19 protein-coding genes are annotated in these 19,256 nt (G+C 35.6%); 7 read left to right on the top strand and 12 right to left on the bottom strand.

Annotation, left to right across the window (positions count from 1 at the left end; translation table 11 throughout):
• Positions 1-160: 160 nt before the first annotated feature.
• The 4 genes from BA1379B_RS00440 to BA1379B_RS00425 are packed head-to-tail and all read left to right on the top strand — an operon-like array spanning position 161 to position 3,488.
• The gene (locus BA1379B_RS00440; protein ID WP_035005679.1) at positions 161-1,594 is read left to right on the top strand and encodes an amino acid permease; all 1,434 of its coding nucleotides are present in this window, start codon (positions 161-163) and stop codon (positions 1,592-1,594) included.
• Between the two features lie 37 nt (positions 1,595-1,631).
• A complete protein-coding gene (locus BA1379B_RS00435; RefSeq protein ID WP_035005677.1) occupies positions 1,632-2,309 on the top strand; it encodes an energy-coupling factor ABC transporter ATP-binding protein in 678 nt (225 codons plus the stop codon).
• Entirely contained in the window at positions 2,306-2,929 is a 624-nt protein-coding gene (locus BA1379B_RS00430) for an energy-coupling factor transporter transmembrane component T family protein (protein ID WP_035005675.1), read from the top strand. Before BA1379B_RS00435 ends, BA1379B_RS00430 begins: the two co-directional genes overlap by 4 nt.
• 4 nt (positions 2,930-2,933) lie before the next feature.
• Positions 2,934-3,488, top strand: a complete 555-nt coding sequence (locus BA1379B_RS00425) for a biotin transporter BioY (protein WP_078673537.1) — start codon at positions 2,934-2,936, stop codon at positions 3,486-3,488.
• Positions 3,489-4,090: 602 nt separating this feature from the next.
• Here the strand turns inward: BA1379B_RS00425 and lldD are convergent.
• Positions 4,091-5,242 (bottom strand): FMN-dependent L-lactate dehydrogenase LldD, encoded by a 1,152-nt coding sequence (gene lldD, locus BA1379B_RS00420; protein WP_078673536.1) that lies wholly within the window; start codon positions 5,240-5,242, stop codon positions 4,091-4,093.
• 89 nt (positions 5,243-5,331) lie between these two features.
• The gene (locus BA1379B_RS00415; protein WP_078673535.1) at positions 5,332-6,420 is read right to left on the bottom strand and encodes a 2'-deoxycytidine 5'-triphosphate deaminase; all 1,089 of its coding nucleotides are present in this window, start codon (positions 6,418-6,420) and stop codon (positions 5,332-5,334) included.
• Positions 6,421-6,745: 325 nt separating this feature from the next.
• Here BA1379B_RS00415 and mutL point away from each other — a divergent pair, with 325 nt between their 5' ends.
• Both mutL and BA1379B_RS00405 read left to right on the top strand, forming a co-directional pair.
• Positions 6,746-8,584: a DNA mismatch repair endonuclease MutL gene (gene mutL / locus BA1379B_RS00410; protein ID WP_078673534.1), complete on the top strand. Its 1,839-nt coding sequence runs from the start codon at positions 6,746-6,748 to the stop codon at positions 8,582-8,584.
• Between the two features lie 119 nt (positions 8,585-8,703).
• Complete coding sequence (locus BA1379B_RS00405; protein WP_035005667.1) at positions 8,704-8,937, top strand: DUF2093 domain-containing protein; 234 nt, start codon at positions 8,704-8,706, stop codon at positions 8,935-8,937.
• Positions 8,938-8,981: 44 nt separating this feature from the next.
• On the opposite strand, the gene lpxK is transcribed toward BA1379B_RS00405, so the two are convergent.
• The 9 genes from lpxK to BA1379B_RS00360 form a co-directional block, all read right to left on the bottom strand.
• Positions 8,982-10,004, bottom strand: coding sequence for a tetraacyldisaccharide 4'-kinase (lpxK, locus tag BA1379B_RS00400; RefSeq protein ID WP_078673533.1), 1,023 nt, complete (start codon positions 10,002-10,004; stop codon positions 8,982-8,984).
• A 2-nt stretch (positions 10,005-10,006) separates the two neighbouring features.
• Positions 10,007-11,317, bottom strand: a complete 1,311-nt coding sequence (gene waaA, locus BA1379B_RS00395; protein WP_035006648.1) for a lipid IV(A) 3-deoxy-D-manno-octulosonic acid transferase — start codon at positions 11,315-11,317, stop codon at positions 10,007-10,009.
• Positions 11,318-11,327: 10 nt separating this feature from the next.
• On the bottom strand, positions 11,328-12,083 hold the full coding sequence (locus tag BA1379B_RS00390) for a lysophospholipid acyltransferase family protein (protein WP_035005663.1): 756 nt from the start codon (positions 12,081-12,083) through the stop codon (positions 11,328-11,330).
• A 75-nt stretch (positions 12,084-12,158) separates the two neighbouring features.
• Positions 12,159-12,404 carry a DUF4170 domain-containing protein gene (locus BA1379B_RS00385; protein WP_035005662.1) on the bottom strand — a complete coding sequence of 82 codons (246 nt, stop codon included), beginning with the start codon at positions 12,402-12,404 and terminating at the stop codon, positions 12,159-12,161.
• Between the two features lie 44 nt (positions 12,405-12,448).
• Positions 12,449-13,252, bottom strand: coding sequence for a 3'(2'),5'-bisphosphate nucleotidase CysQ (locus BA1379B_RS00380; protein WP_078692279.1), 804 nt, complete (start codon positions 13,250-13,252; stop codon positions 12,449-12,451).
• Positions 13,239-14,567, bottom strand: a complete 1,329-nt coding sequence (locus BA1379B_RS00375; RefSeq protein ID WP_078673531.1) for a TldD/PmbA family protein — start codon at positions 14,565-14,567, stop codon at positions 13,239-13,241. The genes BA1379B_RS00380 and BA1379B_RS00375 overlap by 14 nt, the downstream gene beginning before the upstream one ends.
• Positions 14,568-14,657: 90 nt before the next feature.
• Positions 14,658-15,500 (bottom strand): patatin-like phospholipase family protein, encoded by an 843-nt coding sequence (locus BA1379B_RS00370; RefSeq protein WP_078692278.1) that lies wholly within the window; start codon positions 15,498-15,500, stop codon positions 14,658-14,660.
• Between the two features lie 390 nt (positions 15,501-15,890).
• A complete protein-coding gene (gene rsmD / locus BA1379B_RS00365) occupies positions 15,891-16,448 on the bottom strand; it encodes a 16S rRNA (guanine(966)-N(2))-methyltransferase RsmD (protein WP_035005657.1) in 558 nt (185 codons plus the stop codon).
• 1 nt (position 16,449) lies between these two features.
• Positions 16,450-17,829 carry a pseudouridine synthase gene (locus tag BA1379B_RS00360; RefSeq protein ID WP_078692539.1) on the bottom strand — a complete coding sequence of 460 codons (1,380 nt, stop codon included), beginning with the start codon at positions 17,827-17,829 and terminating at the stop codon, positions 16,450-16,452.
• 273 nt (positions 17,830-18,102) lie between these two features.
• Here BA1379B_RS00360 and BA1379B_RS00355 point away from each other — a divergent pair, with 273 nt between their 5' ends.
• Complete coding sequence (locus tag BA1379B_RS00355; protein WP_035005656.1) at positions 18,103-18,555, top strand: nucleoside deaminase; 453 nt, start codon at positions 18,103-18,105, stop codon at positions 18,553-18,555.
• A 117-nt stretch (positions 18,556-18,672) separates the two neighbouring features.
• Here the strand turns inward: BA1379B_RS00355 and BA1379B_RS00350 are convergent, their stop codons facing one another.
• Complete coding sequence (locus BA1379B_RS00350) at positions 18,673-19,239, bottom strand: hypothetical protein (RefSeq protein ID WP_035005655.1); 567 nt, start codon at positions 19,237-19,239, stop codon at positions 18,673-18,675.
• Positions 19,240-19,256: the final 17 nt, after the last annotated feature.

Genomic DNA, 19,256 nt, shown 5'->3' with positions numbered 1-19,256 from the left:
TTTTAATAGAATATTTGATATAAGCTATAAAAAATAGAAAGTTGCATTATCATGACAATAAACATGAATTCATTTTTATTGTAATTTTTTATCTAGAACAAAAATATGTAGAAACTGTATTTTGTTTTTATATAAAATTTAGGTTGAATACATCAGAATAATGAAAAATGTTGAGCTAAAACACGATGAATTAAAACGGAGACTTAAAAATCGTCATGTTCAAATGATTGCCTTAGGAGGTGTTATTGGAACAGGTCTTTTCTATGGATCAACAGAAGCTATTCAATTAGCTGGCCCTTCAACCATTTTAGCATATCTTGTTGGAGGGTTCATTATCTATCTTATTATGCGAATACTTGGTGAAATGTCAGCAGAAGAACCAACTTCAGGTGCTTTTAGCTTTTTTGCTTATAAGTATTGGGGATGCCTTGCTGGTTTTATAACAGGTTGGAATTATTGGTTTCTTTATATTCTTGTTGGTATGACTGAACTAACAGTTATTGGGTTTTATCTTGACCACTGGATTTTGATTGATCATTGGAAATCATCTTTGTTGGTTCTTTTGTTTGTCACATCGATTAACCTTATAGATGTACGTTTTTACGGAGAATTTGAATTTGCTCTAGCTTTAATTAAAGTTATTGCTGTTATTGGTATGATCGTATTTGGAACTTTTATCATTATAACGGGGATAAGTGGAAGCCAGGCCAGTATCAGCTATCTTTGGAATCATGGTGGTTTTTTTCCTTATGGCGCAACAGGAGTTATATTTGCTACTGCTGTACTCATGTTCTCTTTTGGTGGCACAGAGCTTATTAGTATTGCCGCAGGAGAAACATCAGATCCACAAAAAACAATTCCATCAGCCATTCGTAAAGTTATGTGGCGTGTTATCATTTTTTATATCGGTTCTATAAGTGTAATTATGATGATAAGCCCATGGAATATGATTAAAAAAAACGGGAGTCCTTTTGTAACTATTTTTGAAACTATAGGTATCCCTGCGGCTGGTCATATTTTGAATTTCGTGGTGATTATGGCTGCTATTTCAGTCTATAATAGCGGTATTTACTCAAATGGTCGTATACTTTATAGCTTAGCGATGCAAAAAAATGCACCGCATATTTTTAGTAAACTTAATGCTACTTGTGTTCCTTATGTTGCTATTCTTTTTTCATCAATTTGTACTGCAACAATTATTGTCATTAATGTTCTTATGCCGAATAATAGTTTTATGCGGATCATGGCTATTACAACGGTAACAGCAGCTATTACTTGGGCTATTATTGTTATTGTGCATTTCAAGTTTCGAAAAGCACATAAAGGTCAAGAAAAATCCTTCGTTTATGCGTTTGGTTTCTATCCTTATGCAAATTATCTTTGTCTTTTTTTTCTTGCACTATTGTTTTGTGTTATGTTTATAAGTGGTTTAGGAAAAAATGGGTTAATTACCCAACTCTTTGAAATGATAGGAATAAAAATAAGCTTTATTGAATCCTATATTCCTACACAAATGCCTGATATGAGTTTAGCAGTTATTATCATTCCTATATGGTGTTCACTTTTATTATTAGGATATAAACTCAAACGATAGTTCTGAAATCATATAAAGGAATTGATTGGAATAAACATTGGCGATAAAATTTGATAAGGTAACGCAAATTTTTGATGATTTATGTGTTTTGAAAAATATTACCGTAAATCTCACGGAAAAACGAATTGCAATTATTGGTGCAAACGGTTCTGGAAAAAGTACATTTGTTCGCCTTATTAATGGTTTACAACTTCCATCAAGGGGGTCTGTTAATGTTGATGGATTGGATACAAAACATGATGCAAAAGCAATAAGACTGAAAGTAGGATTTGTTTTTCAAAATCCCGATAATCAAATTGTATTACCATTGGTAGAAGAAGACTTATCTTTTGGGCTTAAAAACTTAAAATTAAGTAAGGATGAAATTAAAAAACGAGTAGATGAAGTTTTACAGTATTATAACCTACAAGCATTCAGAAACCATGCCATTCATTTATTAAGTGGTGGACAGAAACAATTAATTGCTATCTCAAGTGTAGTAGCAATGAAACCAAGCTATATCGTTTTTGATGAACCAACAACATCACTTGATTTACAAAATAAACGCCGCGTTACCCAAGCCATTAAAGAATTACCGCAAACAACTATCGTTGTATCACACGATTTGGAATTCCTAAAAGAATTTGATAGAGTACTTGTTTTTGATAAAGGAGCAATAGCAGTTGATGATATACCCTTGGTTGCAATCAAAGAATATATGAAAAGAATGTCATGATTAGTTTATATATCTCTCAAGATACAGTCATCCACCAACTTAGACCAGGGATTAAATTATCACTTCTTATCCTGTGTGGAACTATTATCTTTATGGTTTCATCAGTATCTACTTTTTTATTTTTTTTATTATTTATATCTTTATTATATAAAATAGCTAAAATTCCCTTCAACAAAATAATAAAACAGTTTAAATCGGTATGGCTATTTTTAGTCTTTATATTTATTTTTCAAGCTATTTTTGATAATTGGTTTACAGGTTTTGCGATTATATTGCGCTTTATTATTCTTATTTCTCTAGCGTCACTTATTTCATTCACAACAAAAGTTTCAGACGTGATAGCTTCAATTGAAGCAGGGTTTCGATTCTTTCAATGTTTCGGTGTTAATCCATCAAAATTAAGTATTGCCTTATCTATGGCAATTAGATTTATTCCAGTTATTAATGAAAAATTCAATGAGATATGTGAAGCACAGAAAGCGCGTGGACTTAATATAAACATTATAGCTCTTGCAATACCCTTAATTATTCGAATAATAAGAATGGCATCAGAAGTAGCAGAAGCATTAGATGCGCGCTCTTATGATTCTAATGATAACCGATTGTATTTAAGGAAATAATTCAGTGACAACCAAAGATTTAACGTATATTTCTTTATTTGCCGCCCTTTATGCAGTTCTAGGTTTTTTTCCTCCTATTTTTCTTCCTTTTTTTCTTGGCCTTCCTATTACTGCTCAATCTATGGGGCCAATGTTAGCTGGATCTATCCTTGGAGCAAAAAGAGGCGCTGCAGCATCAGCACTATTTCTTTTTCTGGTCGCTATCGGCTTACCTCTGTTGGCTGGTGGACGTGGAGGCATTGGTGTTTTTTGGGGACCTGGTGGTGGCTACATGATTGGTTATCCATTTGCAGCATTCTTTATTGGTCTTATGGTTAAATTGTTTTGGCGACGACTAAATTTTATAAAATTGGTTATAATAAATAGTATAGGTGGAATTGGAGTTGTCTATCTCTTTGGAATATCTTGGATCGTTTATATTTCTAAAATTCCTTTATGGACAGCTTTAACAATGTCATTAGGATTTATGGTAGGTGACTTTTTTAAAGTTCTGATTGCGTCATTTATTGCACTTACAGTCAAAAAATCCGTTCCACTCATTACTCCCTCAAAAAAGTAATAGCCATTCACATCAACTGCAAGGGTTTTATTCTTAAGGATCGGAAAAAAATGATTAAAATATTTCCAAACCATATGAAAATATATTGATGATTTATTTAAGCCATTTGACTTCTAATTCTTAGAATTAATGAATTCTTATTTTTAAAATTATGGATAAAATTTTGAATGAGAATTTCAATATTCCAGAATTAATTTTCTACAATCTAAATAAATTATTCACATACTCCATTACAACACGACTATCTTTATAATCTGAGATTTTTGTCGTAGCGCTAATTATATAATTTTTTTCCAATTTAAGAGCAGTTGCAGGATTTTTTATAAAAGATAAAATATTTTTCATATTAATACAAACCTATTAATATCTTTTTTTATCTTGTGGAAGTTATTGTTTTTATTAAATAGATTTAATTTTTAGAAAAAATTATCGATCTATTTGCAAAAATACCATAACATAATGTGTTGAAGGCACATTATAAAATTTATCAAAAATTACTGATAAGAGTACAAGGGCATCACATAACAATATATCATACTCTTTATCGTATTTAATAAAAATAACTTTGGGTGATCTACAACACTAAACTCTTCTTATCTTGATCACCCTTTTAGATTCTCTGGACGAACTAAATTCTCACGTGTAATTTCTTTAATTGTACGTACACCAGTTAATGTCATAGCCACACGCATTTCTTGAGAAAAAAGCTCCAAGAGATGAGTAACACCTTTCTCACCCGCTGCGGCAAGCGCATAAACAAAAGCACGACCAATCATAACAGCATCCGCACCTTGCGCTATCATACGAACTACGTCAAGGCCAGAACGAATACCAGAATCAACTAAAATGGTTAAATCGCCTTTTATAATATCCGCAATTTTCGGCAATGCCCGCGCTGTTGACAATACCCCATCAAGCTGACGCCCACCGTGATTGGAAACAACAATACCATCAGCTCCAAATCGTACAGCTTCACGTGCATCCTCTGGATCAAGAATACCTTTTAAAATCATTTTTCCTTTCCAAAAGTCTCTAATCCATTGCAAATCACCCCAACTAATTGATGGGTCAAAGTTTGCACCAAGCCAACCAATATAATCTTTTAATGTCGTTTTCTTTTTAAGATAAGTAGAAACATTTCCAAGATCATGTGGGTGCCCCATAACACCAACATTCCAAGCCCAATGTGGGTGAAAAATAAACTGTATAATACGTCGCAATCCAGCATAAGGCCCAGACATCCCCGAATGAGCATCACGATAACGTGCTCCAGGAACTGGCATATCAACTGTAAAAACCAAGGTACGAACACCAGAAGCCCAGGATCTTTCCAGTACATCCCGCATAAACCCACGATCCTTAAGAACATAAAGTTGAAACCAAAATTCTTTTCCAACTGCTGCATGTACTTCTGAAATAGGACAAACTGAGACTGAGGACAAAGTGAAAGGAATACCTTTCGCAACAGCTGCACGTGCAGCTTTTACTTCACCACGACGTGCATACATACCAGTCAACCCGACAGGCGCAAGTACAATTGGCATACCAAGTTTTTGACCCAAAATTTCCGTTGAAAGATCAACGTCACCAACCTGCTTTAGAATCCGTTGACGTAATGCAAGTTCTTGAAGATCTGTACAATTACGCCGCATTGTTTCTTCAGCATAAGCACCACCATCAATGTAGTGAAATAGAAAAGAAGGTAAGCGGCGTTTTGCTGCTTCGCGATAATCAACTGTTGAAGAAATAATCATAGTAACACCATTACTCCAGTAAAATACAAAAAGATTTTTTCAACGGCAAATCTCTTGTATATATTTTGTTAAAATTTATATTGTTAAACTCATTTAAAATGCTTAGATAATTTTAACCCTTGTTCTTGATAATGTGATCCAATACCATCTCCATAAAGTTTCACTGGCCGATTAAGCATATGTTCATAAATCAAACGGCCGATGATTTGCCCGTGCTCTAAAATAAACGGAACCTCGTGGTTCCTTACTTCTAAAACTGCACGCGCTCCTTTTCTACTTATTGCCATACTCCCAAATCCTGGATCAAAAAAACCTGCATAATGTACCCTAAATTCTCCCACTAAGGGATCGAATGGTTTCATTTCAGCAGCATAAAAGGGAGGAATATGAATAGCCTCTCGTGAAACTAAAATATAAAATTCATGGGGATCAAGAACTATTTCTCTTGTTCCATCATCATAAATAGGTTCCCAAAAATCTAAAATAGGAGCAACAGCGCTTTTATCAACATCGATAACACCAGTATGACGTTTACCCCGATACCCAATAAGTCCATTTTCATGGCCTTCTAAATTAATGGAAATTCCAATACCACCATCGTTAATATTAGGAGTATCATCAGATACAAGCATTTCACTTTTATGCAACGCATATAATTCAACTTCTTTTAAATAACTATATCCTTTACGAAATCGAAGTTGTGATAAGCGTGAACCCGTACGGACCAAAATCGGAAATGTTCGTGGACTAATTTCGAGATAAAGTGGACCATGATAACCCGAACAAATTTTATCAAATTCCTGAGCGTAGTCTGAAATCACGCGCGTAAAAACATCCAACCGCCCCGTAGAACTTTTAGGATTAGCAACCGCAGACAAAACTTTTGATAAGGCTAAATTTTCTAAAAGAGGAACGATATAAACACAACCCGTTTCTAAAACCGCTCCATCTTGTAAATCAAATTCATGCAACTTTAATCGTTCAAGTTTATCAATAACGGTTGCATCAGGCCCTGGCATAAAAGAAGCGCGTATACGATATGCTTTATTTCCTAAACGTAAATCAAGACTTGCAGGTTGTATTTGCCTCTCATCAAGAGAGTCAATGGCATGAACCATACCATTGTTAATTAAATCATGTATATCACTATCAGCAAGAATACCATTCATGCGCATCATATGTTGTGCCTTCCATCTTTTTCTCCCTTTTTATCAGTATTATTAACTGGAGCAAACCCTTTCAAAAATAACCAATGGTTTATTCCAAATTTAACGACTTGGTTCACAAGCGTAATAAATGATTTTAACCTATAAAACAGCATTCGGTAAAGTGCTCTTCCGTAGGACAAACTCTAGAATTCATCATAGATAACTTTTTACTCACAACCTATACACTCATCTTTTAGAATACATTTTCAGCTTTTTTGCATAAAAGTTGATAAATAGTGTTATTATAGTTGAAAGTATTCTATACAATAAGAGAAAAACTCGTTAAAATTCAGATATGATTATACGTCATCTTAGCGAAACTATTATTAATCAAATTGCAGCAGGTGAAGTTATTGAACGACCCGCTAATGTTGTTAAAGAGCTTATTGAAAATGCTATTGATGCAGGAGCAAGTCGTATCGAAATTGTCATAGCAAATGGTGGAAAAAGCCTGATAAGAGTGAGTGACAATGGTTGTGGTATCCCAGAAGATCAATTAACTTTAGCAATTTCTCGGCATTGTACATCTAAAATTACTGATGATGTACATAATATCTGTTTTCTTGGTTTTCGTGGAGAAGCATTGCCCTCTATTGGTTCTGTTTCAAAACTTAAACTGACCTCACGAACAAAAAATTCCGATAGCGCAGCTGAAATTATTGTTAATGCGGGAAAAATTGAAGGACCAAAACCCTCTGCTGCTAATCCTGGAACTATCGTTGAAGTACGTGATCTCTTTTTTGTTACACCAGCACGATTGAAATTTATGAAATCTGATCGTTCTGAAACAATTGCTATCACGGATACAATTAAACGAATTGCAATCGCCTTTCCACATATCCGTTTTTCTCTTGCCGGTATAGATCGAGCTCCCATGGAATTTCCTGCTATGGAACAAAATACCCAAGGGCAATTACAACGCATTACACAAATTATGGGAAAAGAATTTGCTCCAAACAGCCTTATCCTCGATGCTAAACGTGAATCTGTTCATCTAACCGGTTTTATCGGTTTGCCATCTTTCAATCGCAGTAACAGCCTTCATCAATTTGCTTATGTTAATGGGCGTCCAGTACGTGATAAACTCCTGTGGGGAGCAATCCGAGGAGCATATGCCGATGTTATTGCTCGAGATCGTCATGCTGTAGCCATTCTTTTTATTCATTTACCACCCACTGATGTAGACGTTAATGTACACCCTGCAAAAATGGACGTGCGGTTTCGCGACCCAAGTCTCATTCGTGGTTTAATTATTGGAGCGATCCGTGAAGCATTGCATCAAACTGGCATTCGCCCTACATCAACAGGCTCTGAAGCCATGTTGGCTGCGTTTCGAACAGAACCTTTAGAAACTGCAAAAATGCATCAACCTTTTTCTTATGATGCACGACCACGCCATATTGATCCAAACCTTACATCAATATTTCATAAACCATTAGATATAAACAGCTCTATTGACTTCCAAGAAGATACGGTTCCTATTATGGAGCATCTTAGCACACCAAGTGGTGATACACGCGCTACAATTAATGCACTAACATCAGAAGAATTACATTATCCTTTAGGGGCTGCAAGAGCGCAAATCCATAAAAACTATATTGTCGCTCAAACTCAAGACAGTCTTGTCATTGTAGACCAGCATGCTGCTCATGAGAGACTGGTTTATGAAGCACTTAAAAATGCTCTGTATTCTAAGCCACTTCCTTCACAATTATTACTTATTCCTGAAATTGTAGAACTCTCTGAAGAAGATGCCACATGCCTTTTATCTCACAAAGATGCTTTAAAAAAATTTGGATTAGGAATTGAATCCTTTGGAATTGGGGCAATCGCTGTACACGAAACACCTTCGATGTTAGGAGAAATTAATGTCCAAGCTTTAATTAAAGATCTCGCCGATGAAGCAGCTGAATATGACACAATAGATAATTTAAAAGGAATGCTTGATTATGTTGCAGCAACTATGGCCTGTCATAGTTCAATACGTTCAGGACGTCTTTTGCATCCTGAAGAAATGAATGCACTTTTACGACAAATAGAAGCAACGCCTAATTCAGCCACATGTAACCATGGACGTCCTACTTATATTGAACTTAAACTCGCTGATATAGAACGCCTTTTTGGTAGAAAATAAAATTTCATAACTATTTTGACTAAAAACTACTTGCTTCATTTATACTCAACTTTATAAAATATCTATAATATTTTATCAGCATTATTTTTTCATAAATACATAGAAAGGGCGCATAAAATATGTTCTCTCATAATGAATGCGAAGCAACAATCCATTATTTTAATAATAGTTATAAAATTGTTAAATATGGAACTTATACTATTTGTGCAGTTAGTGGACAAAAAATCCCTATCGATGATCTCAAATACTGGAATCATCAGCGTCAAGAAGCATATGCCAGTTGTGAATTATCCTATCAGCGTGAACTTGAGTGTAATCCATATCTTAGTCAATTACTAAAAAACATAAAATAACCTATAAGAAACTCTAAAATAGTATCCATATGTTTTTAAATATATCAATTAAAGGTGATATTTCGTTTCTTAAAACGAGCAATAGTCTCCTCAAGAAGCATACGACAAAAATCTCTTTGAACAAAATCAACTTTAACATCAAAGACAATAAGATTTTCTAAGATTTTATGTAAATTGTTAGCCTGTATGCGTATATAGTCCTTAGCAGTCGTAGCTAGCCACAGATTATGAATTTTGGCCTTCCGTGCCAAATTCTTTAGATCCGTAGCTGTAAAAAAATAATGATCAGGATAAGAATAAGCTTGCACAACATGACCAGACATTTCTTTAATGGATTTGAAAAATTTATCTGGATTGCCAATACCTGCAAATGCTAAAAAAGATTTTCCAGCAACTTCATCATTAACATGTGATTTAAAATGCCCATAACGCAAAGGTTTTCCAGTGCGTGAAACAAAAAGAGCTACCTCATCACTCTCATCCAAACAACCAATGACTAAAACGCTGTCCATGAAAGATAATTGCGTTTTTAATGGTGCACGTAAAGGTCCCGCTGGAAAAACAGCTTTATTACCAAAACCACGCATTGCATCCACAACAAGCAATGCATAATCCATATAAAGGCGACGGCTTTGAAAACCATCATCCATTAAAATAAAATTACATCCATTTTCTTTAAGCCGTTGTGCTGCTGCATAACGATCAGGTGATATAGCAACAAAAGCGTGACGTGCAAGTAAAAGCGACTCATCACCAACATCGCATGCATTATCACATTTAACATCAACGAGATGTACTTTCTTGACTCTTCCACCATAACCACGTGATACAATACCAGGTATTAAGCCAAGTTCCTTAGCCACCTGGGCAAAAGCAATAACAACAGGTGTTTTACCTGCCCCGCCTAATGTAAAATTTCCAACACACAAAACTGGCAAATCAATAGCAAGAGGCTCTCTTTCCATACAGAATCGTGCACAATAACCATAAACTCCAGCAATTGGTGCTAATAAAAAACGCAAAAAGCTTTTATTTTTCCACCAAAAGCGTGGAGAACAAATATGCATGCCTATTTTTGACACTGCCTTAAACCCATCTGTATCACAAGTGGTTGCAAAAATGGATCAAGAACCTTTAATGTACACTCAAGTGCACCAGCCATACTTGTTGCTACTTCATAAGCCTTATCGGTCACTTCTTTTCGCAAGGTTTCATTTGTTAAAAATTTATTCACTTGAACAGCAAGTTGCATTGTATCTTCAACTATATAAGCCGCATCACAGGATAAAAATCGCTCAAATGTATTTTGAAAATTTGCGATATGAGGCCCTGTTAAAATAGCTACTCCAAGCAAAGCAAGCTCTAATGGATTATGCCCACCATAGTCACACAATGATTTACCAATGAAAGCAACTTTCGACAAACGAAGAAAAAGACCCATTTCTCCAATCGTATCCCCTAATAAAATATCCGTATCTATATCTGGAACGATATTGCTATTTCTAAGAACATAACGCAAATCTTCTTGATCACATACTCTAATAATATCTTCTGAACGTTCAGGATGACGTGGAACAATAATCGTTAATAAATCTGGAAAATAACTCTTGAGCATTTTATGAACTTCACAAGCAATTTTTTCTTCTCCTTCATGGGTTGAAACAGCTGCCCAAACTGGACGATTACCGATAGCCTTACAATAATGCGCAAGTAATTCCTGATCCTCAACCGGACACACCTCAGCCTTAAGATTACCAGAAAGTGCAACTGATTTTACACCAAGTGTATAATAATATGTTACATCTGTTTCATTTTGGCCAATAGCCACATCAATATGTTTAAAAATATGTTTAGCAAGAAAGAGTCGTTTGTGCCAAGCTTTAAAAGACTGTTCCGACATACGGGCATTAACCAAAATCTGTGGAATGCGCATTTTAGCAAGTTCTTTAATACGTAAAGGCCAAATCTCAGATTCACAAATCAATGCCAAATCAGGTTTCCAATGACTAATAAAATGACGCACAGCTAATTCTAAATCTAATGGAGCATATTGATGAATTAATCGATTGCCAAAATATTTCTTAACAAGAGTAGAAGATGTCACAGTACATGTTGTCAATAATACTTGTATCTTTAAAGATAAAATGTAATTAATGAGTGGTAAAAGAGCTACTGTTTCTCCAATACTCGCCGCATGAAACCAAATTAACGGACTTTGAGGACGTGCTTTTTTGCTTTTACCTAAACGTTCCTTATGTCGTCCTCGTTCTTCTTTCCCACGCATCGCTCTAAAAAACAAATAAAGTGGTACCACAGGGTGTAAACAAAAGCCAACTATCCGATAGATTGAAAGAGCCACACGTGCCTTTAACTCCATCATTTTAAACCCCTTATTTCCTTGTTTTGAGATAGCTGTAAGCTTCATCTGTCAAATGATTCATTATGCTTGTTAATTGTATACGTTTTTCTTCTAACAAAGAATCATCTGCATCTTTAGGAACAAAAAATGCTTCACCTGCGAGAACAATTGAACGCCCAAAAGGAAGTGGAATTGCAGTTTTATCCCATGTTTTTTCAAGAATTTTTTCTCGCGAAAACGCATATACACAAGGTATAATAGGACGGCCAGATAATTTAGCTAATAAAATAATTCCTTTTCCCGACTCACGTGCTTTTCCACACGAGATATCTGCAATCATAGCAGCTGTTTTACCAGATTTAAGAGCATTTTTAAGCGTTAACAATGCTTTTGCTCCTCCTTTATGAGTGTGTTGGGTTTTACCGCGCCCCCCTGAACCACGAACAATTTCAAGTCCTAATTTTTGGGCCAATTGTGCATTTATTTCTGCATCAGCAGAACGAGAAAACATAGCAATAACTTCCTCACCTTGAGAACGTAAAAAAGGCCCCATAATATGACGTCCATGCCAAAAGGTTATAATAAACGGATTATAAGCATTATATATTTTGCTCATATCATCTGAGCATTTTAACCGCGGATTCGTCCAATAAACAAAGCGCAGATAGCTCGTCAAAATCCATACAACAAAAACTTTTACAAACCATGTTTTCATTAATGAATGACGATTATCCCGCCAAATTTTTTTCAAAATTCCATTTTTTTTCTTGTTAAAAGCTTCTCTCATAACGACATTAAAATTAGCAAACTCAATCTTGTAGTATTTTCGTAGAATAAAAAACAATAATTGAATATTTAAACTTTATGATCTATCGCTTGTTGAGTAATCAAGAAACTGATGTAAAGGCACAACATAATAACGTTGTAATGCATTATCTACACTGCTTTGCGCTTTTGCCCGCCATGCTTCCTGAGCTGATTGATAGTCTGGAAAAATACCAACCACATCCAAATTACTGGGATCTCTAAATTGATTATCATTTAGATCTTTTAATTCCCCACCAAACACAAGATGCAATAATTGTCTCTTTTCGTTGACTTCAGCCATATTTACCCTCCGTATCGTTTTAAAATTTAAGATTTTTTATTTGATTAAACTAACTTTGCTTGACGAACAACATGTATCATATTTTGACAACAATTACTTTCACCAGCAACTAAAAAACCATTTTGATAAGCTTCAATTCCATAAGAAATAAATGGCGCCTCAAGCGACATAAGACATCCACCACACTCCTGTAAAACAAGATCAGCAGCAGCAATATCCCAATCATGACAATTCGGACGAACCAATACAATATCAATTTCACCTTGAGCAATAAGAACAATACGGTAAGCAAGAGAAGGAATATAACGAAACAAACTGATTCGGTTGCTAAAATCATATGGTAATTTTTGCGCAATTGATCGATCAATCGAAATCCTATATTTTCGATTGATATTAGGTCTTAAAAGGGGCAGCTTAACGCCATTCAATGTTGCCCCTTCCCCTGTTACAGCTGCATATATTTCACCTTTAGCAGGACATTGTAAAACACCTACAATAGGACGATTATTCTCAATAATAGCAACAGAAATACACCACTCAATACTTCCAGAAAGAAAACCTCGAGTCCCATCAATGGGATCAACTACAAAACAGCGTTTATAAATAGCTTCTCCCCTCTTATCTTCTGTTTCTTCTGAAATCCAGCCATAATCCGGACGTGCACTAAGAAGTTTTTCTTTTAAAAAAACATCTATAGCAACATCCGCTTCACTAACTGGTGAATTACCATTTTTAAACCAAACATCGAACTCACATCCAAAATACTTCATTGCTAAATCTCCTGCCTCCCAACAAACATCGAGCAAAAGATTTAAGTCGGCATAATAATGTGCATTATTTTCCTGCAAGGATCATTCCTTCAATTAATAATGTCGGTGCCGATATACCATAACGTCGATCAATATCATTCGCAGGGACTAAATGCGCTAACATATGGAGGAGATCAGATCCTAGTGTTACTTCACTTACTGGATAAGTGATTTCGCCATTTTCAATCCAAAAACCAGAAGCTCCACGACTATATTGCCCTGTAATAAAATCAACACCATGCCCAAACAATTCTGTAACATAAAAACCATTTTGCACACTTTTTATCATATCATGAGGTGATACTAAACCTGGTTCAATAGAAAAATTAGTGCTTGCTGGCTGAACAAGGGATGCAGAACGTACACCACGGCCATTTGTTTTAAGTCCTAATTCACGAGCTGAAGATGATGAAAGAAGCCAGTTTTTTAAAACACCATTTTCAATAATATTCAGTGTATGTCCCTCTACCCCTTCACCATCAAAAGGACGAGAAGCATTTCCGCGTAATCTTAAAGGTTGATCCATAACATTAATACCCACCTTCATAACCCTTTCACCCCTTAAATTTTGCAAAAGGCTTGTTTTGCGAGCAATTGATGCTCCATTAACCATAGACGCAATATGACCCGCAATTCCACGAGCCACACGTGGATCAAAAACAACATTCACAACCCCAGTTTCTGCACGAACTGCTCCTAAACGTCGAACTGCTCCTAATCCAGCATTTTTACCTATCGTATCTGCTGATTCTAAATCAGAGAAATGTAAAGCCGTCGTATAATCATAATCTCGCTCCATTTCCGTTCCCTCACCAGCAAGGGCACTACAAGAACGCGAAAAATAGCTGGAACAATAAGATCCATAAAAACCATCACTATTCACAAGAACAAACCCATTCTTGCCATAAGCTGTTGCTGCACCGCCAGAATTGCTCACACCCTTTACATCAAGGGCTGCTGCTTCCATTTGCAAAGCATCTTGTGTTAAAAAATGACTTTGTGGAACAAAATGATCAAAAAGATCAAGATCTTTAGGATGAGTAACTAAACACTCTTTATCCGCCAAACCTTCAAATAAACTATCAGGCGAGGCTTTAGCCATTGCAATAGCACGTTCTGCTAATTCTTGCGGATTAACAACAAAATTAGCAGAAACACTTGCCACTTTTTTACCAACAAAAACCCTCAATGTAAAATCATCACTTTCTGAAGCTTCAGTCGATTCTACTTTGCCAAGACGAACTGCTACACAAACAGAATTTGAGTGGATAACAACAGCATCAGCAGCATCTGCTCCAAAACGCTTTGCCGCTTCAACCAACGAACTAGCTTTATCAAGCTGTTTTTTGTTCATCTTCCTAAATATCCTTTAAATAGTAATTATTCATTCTTAATAAGAAATTTTAAATGAAAAATATAATTTTTGTCTATTTATAGTTAAAAGTTATAAGCCACTATGTATCATTTTTCTTTCAACTAATTCAGAAATTTGCCTTTTAGCTTTTTCACGAAACGGCTCTACACGTTTTAAAATTTCTTTGACTTCAAAAAAATTTAAAATTTGGATCCCATTAACAGGAGGACATAATAAAAGATCTAATTTTGCACACTGCAAACGTGCTGTCACAAGCGCTTGTTGTCCTATAATACCTGTAGCAACAAGACTTTCAGAAACAGAAAAGTGTCCATTTTTACACTCAATAATCGGAAGCCCTGTAACATCAAAACCAATTGAAAGATCAACTGATTCAGTAAAACAATCAAAAGGGACTGGATTACAAATCGCCCCATCAATCAAAAAATCATGATTGCGTAAAACAGGCCTAAATAAACCAGGAAGAGCAGAAGAAGCTGCCAAAGCAGAACGCAAATCTCCTTCTTGAATAACGACCATCTCTGCTGTTTTTAAATTTGAAGCTACAGCACAAAAAGAAATTTCTAATGCACAAAAATCTCTCGGAAAGTTCAATGGTAAAAAATTTTCTAAAATTAACTCCAAATTAAATTGAAAAAGATGGAAACTGCATTCACAAAGCGCTCTCCATGATGTCGGCATTAAAGACCATAAACGCTTTAAAATATCATTTGAGTTAGAAAAAGTTGATAAAAAATACTCTTTCCAATCAGTCTCTGTCATTCCGGAAGCCACACCAGCACCAACAATAGAACCAATAGAAGATCCTGCAATAACATTTGGTTTCAAGCCTAAATCTTCGAATGCCCCAATCACTGGAAGATGACCTAAACCACGAGCCCCTCCACCACCGAATGCCACACCAATTTTCACTCTATCTCTCCTACAGCATGCTTCAATTCCCAAGTAAATACAAAAGAAATGTTGCCTTCTATGGTTACTATTTTTTATGTTTATAGAAGTCTTTGAGAAACGACAATAAAAATATGCACTCTTTATCTTCCTTTTAGTTCATCCACTAATCTCAGATAATGCCAGGTGATCTGAGTGATAACTCGAATACCAATTCCTCAATCACACTATCTTTATTCATTGATTAAAATGAAACTCTTTTGCAAAAATAGCTATTTTCTTTTCCTCAAAATCTTTAACCAAACCAGAAAAAATCCTGCAATAACGGAATAACTGCTTTATAAAGAAATATTGTAAAACTATGTAGAATAATCTTGTGTCACTTTATAAAAAAAATTTCTCAAATATACATTACTGTTGAAGTCTATAGATCCGTATTACTGTATCACTATAAAAACGCTCATCATCCAAATAAAATGGATCGGGCAAATTGATAATCGCTTCTTTTGCTTCTTCAAGAATAAAAAGTGTTTCAGTTTTTGCCCATCCTCCTTTAAGAGCTTGAATAAAAGCCTTCTCACCCAACGAAAAACCATAAGGAGGATCCGCAAAAATAACATCAAATGGAAGCATTGTCCCAATATTTCCAAGTTTGGTTGCATCACGGCGTAAAATTCGCCCAACGCCTTGCAACCCTAAAGTTTCAATATTCTTTTGAATTAAACTGCGCCCCTCTATTGTATTTTCAACAAAAACAGCGGTCTTTGCTCCACGTGAAAGCGCTTCAATTCCTAAAGCACCAGTGCCAGCGAAAAGATCAAGAACACGCCTATTTACCCAAAAATTTTCTTCCCGACTCGTAAGAATATTAAAAAGACTTTCACGCGTACGATCAGTTGTTGGGCGAATGGATAGACCAAGAGGTTTTGCCAAAATACGCCCCGAAAACTTACCACCGATAACCCGCACTTTATCCTCCAGATCGCTGAGATACTCTTGCACCATTATTATATTTCTTAAATTTTTTCATGGCCTTATCAAATGGCCTAGATTTCCTCTTATTATTCAAAAAATGTTCATCACGATCGTCTTGAATAACCTTTCTCTCTTTTTTTAATAATTGATCTTTCTTGCTAAAAATACGTGATTCAACAGAGGATGTTTTGCTATGTTTTTTAGAAAAATTAATGCATTTAGCTTTTTCTACTTGTCTTTCTGATCGTTTTTCCTTCCCTCTATCAGTAGATCTCTTACCAACCCAATTACTTTTACGATCATAATAATTATCTGTATCAGAAGAGGACTTTTTACGTACAATCTTCGGACAAGCACCAGGAGCCATCCAGACATTAGAACAACGTGAACGTAAAAAAGCACGCTCTTCCTTCCCACCTTTGTTTTGCTCTTTACCCCTTAATTTTTCATCAATTTTTTTACTCAATCGTACCTGACTGTGCCCTAAAAATCTGCTTTTTTTCCCATACGATAGATTTTCTTTGCTAGAAACAATCCAATTATCCTTAATCACAGGAGGTTTTGTAATGTTTTGTTTTTCACTAACAGCAGAATTTGAAAAAGGCTTTAAAATAGGCGCATCAAAATCCGCATTAGCTTGCATAATCAAACGCTCTCCTAATTGATCACGCAACATTCGACCTTTTAATTCACGAACTGCACCTTCTTTTAAATCAGACAACTGAAACGGACCATAAGACACCCGAATTAAGCGATTAACAGATAATCCTAAAGCTCCCAAAACATTCTTGATTTCACGATTTTTTCCTTCACACAAAGCTACAGAAAGCCATACATTTGATCCCTGCTCACGTTCAATCGAAGCTTCAATTGAACCATAAAAAATCCCATTAACTGCAATACCATTCTTTAAATCTTGAAGTGCACTCTGTTTAACTTTTCCATGAGCACGAACCCGATATTTGCGCACCCATCCCGTTAAAGGAAGTTCTAATACACGTGCTAAACCACCATCATTGGTTAAAAGCAAAAGTCCTTCTGTATTAATATCAAGCCTCCCCACAGAAAGAACACGAGGCATACCTTTTGGCAAATTATCAAATACTGTTGGTCTCCCTTGAGGATCACGATTAGTCGTAACAAATCCTATTGGTTTGTAATAAAGCCATAACCTCGTTCGTTCTATAGGAGGTAAAGGCTTACCATCAACCATAATAACATCAGAGCGAGTAACATTAAAAGCAGGCGTAGTGACAACTGCACCATTAACAACAATACGACCTGCAGCAATCATCATTTCTGCGTCACGGCGTGATGCTAATCCAGCACGCGCTAACCTTTTAGCAATTCGTTCACTTTCACTCTTTTCACTCACTCTCTTTTCATTTCTATTTTTTTCAAATTGTATAGAAAATTTATCACGCATACTATGTCGTTTATTCTGAACAGAAGGAGAAGTGCAGTCAGTCATCATATTTTATCCTTTGATATCCCTAAGGTCCCATTTACTTTTAAAGCAGCTCTTAACATTTTTAAGATGTAATGAAACCATTTCATTACCAAATGAGACATAATAAAAAAGCTTGCTCACTTCGTAGACCTCTTTAATATAGCTTTTTGGTTACTTATACTTCAATGGAAGAATAATATGAGACTTACTCCCATGGAAATAGCTCTTTTAGAAGCACAATCAGCAAAAAAACAAGATGAAATCCCCGTAGGGGCAGTTATCACACATGGTCAAACAATCATCGCACGTGCCGGTAATTACATAAAAAACCCACACGATCCTACAGGACACGCAGAAATGCGTGTTATTCGTATAGCTTGTCAAATTTTCAAAAGTGAAAGAATTCCTGAATGCGATATTTATGTAACACTCGAACCATGTGCAATGTGTGCCGCAGCCATTTCATTTGCACGCATAAGAAACTTGTATTATGCAACGAGCGATTCAAAAGGTGGCGCTATTGAACACGGACCGCGTTTCTACCAACAACCAACCTGCCACCATAGGCCTAATGTTTATTCTGGTTTTAAAGAAAAAGAAGCCTCTCAATTGCTTAAAGATTTTTTTATACAAAAACGACATCAAAAATAAACTTTATTTCAACCTGAATCTCTAATCTTTAAACGACATCCCCCTTTTTTAACTCCTTATTGCTTTCTACTGGCAAACGGATATTCCTTTTTCACATATTTTTTTATTTCTTGTTCTTTACCTTTTTGGCCCTGCAGGTGCGGTTACTGCTGGTTGACGATAAATTAAAGGCGGCTCACTAAGATACCGACGATAATTTGCACTCCCACCAGCAGCCTCCTTCCGCCGACGCAAATATTCCTCACGTTGTTGTTTCTCATTAAGCTGTACAATACCCTCTGGATCATCAAGATTTGTACGATCTTTTCTTACTAATTTTTTATCTGAAGAATTACCATGAGAATTTACTCTATTAGCCTCCACTCCGCCTCGCAAATTCTTCTGAGACTGTCCTGACATCTCCATCTCATTATGAGAATTAATCTCCGTACTATCTATCTGAGGTGGAGGTAAAACTACATGTGCATTAGGTTCTGGGAAGACAAGTTTTGAACGCTGTTTCATCACAATTTGACTATTTTTATTTTTTGATCTTAAGGAAGCAAGATTAGTTATATCATCAAAAAATTGTAATGAAGCTGTTTTATCTGTACCATAAGTAGGAGCAGACAAATTACACCCCGTCAATATACAACATACACTCAGCGTGCTTGCTAAAAATATTTTCATTGCATATCTATTCATTGCTCACTCACTTCCTT

The organism is Bartonella sp. A1379B, from assembly GCF_002022485.1.
Lineage (GTDB): Bacteria > Pseudomonadota > Alphaproteobacteria > Rhizobiales > Rhizobiaceae > Bartonella > Bartonella rochalimae.
Note: the sequence above shows the minus strand (reverse complement) of the source record. Positions and strands in the feature narration are given on the sequence as shown.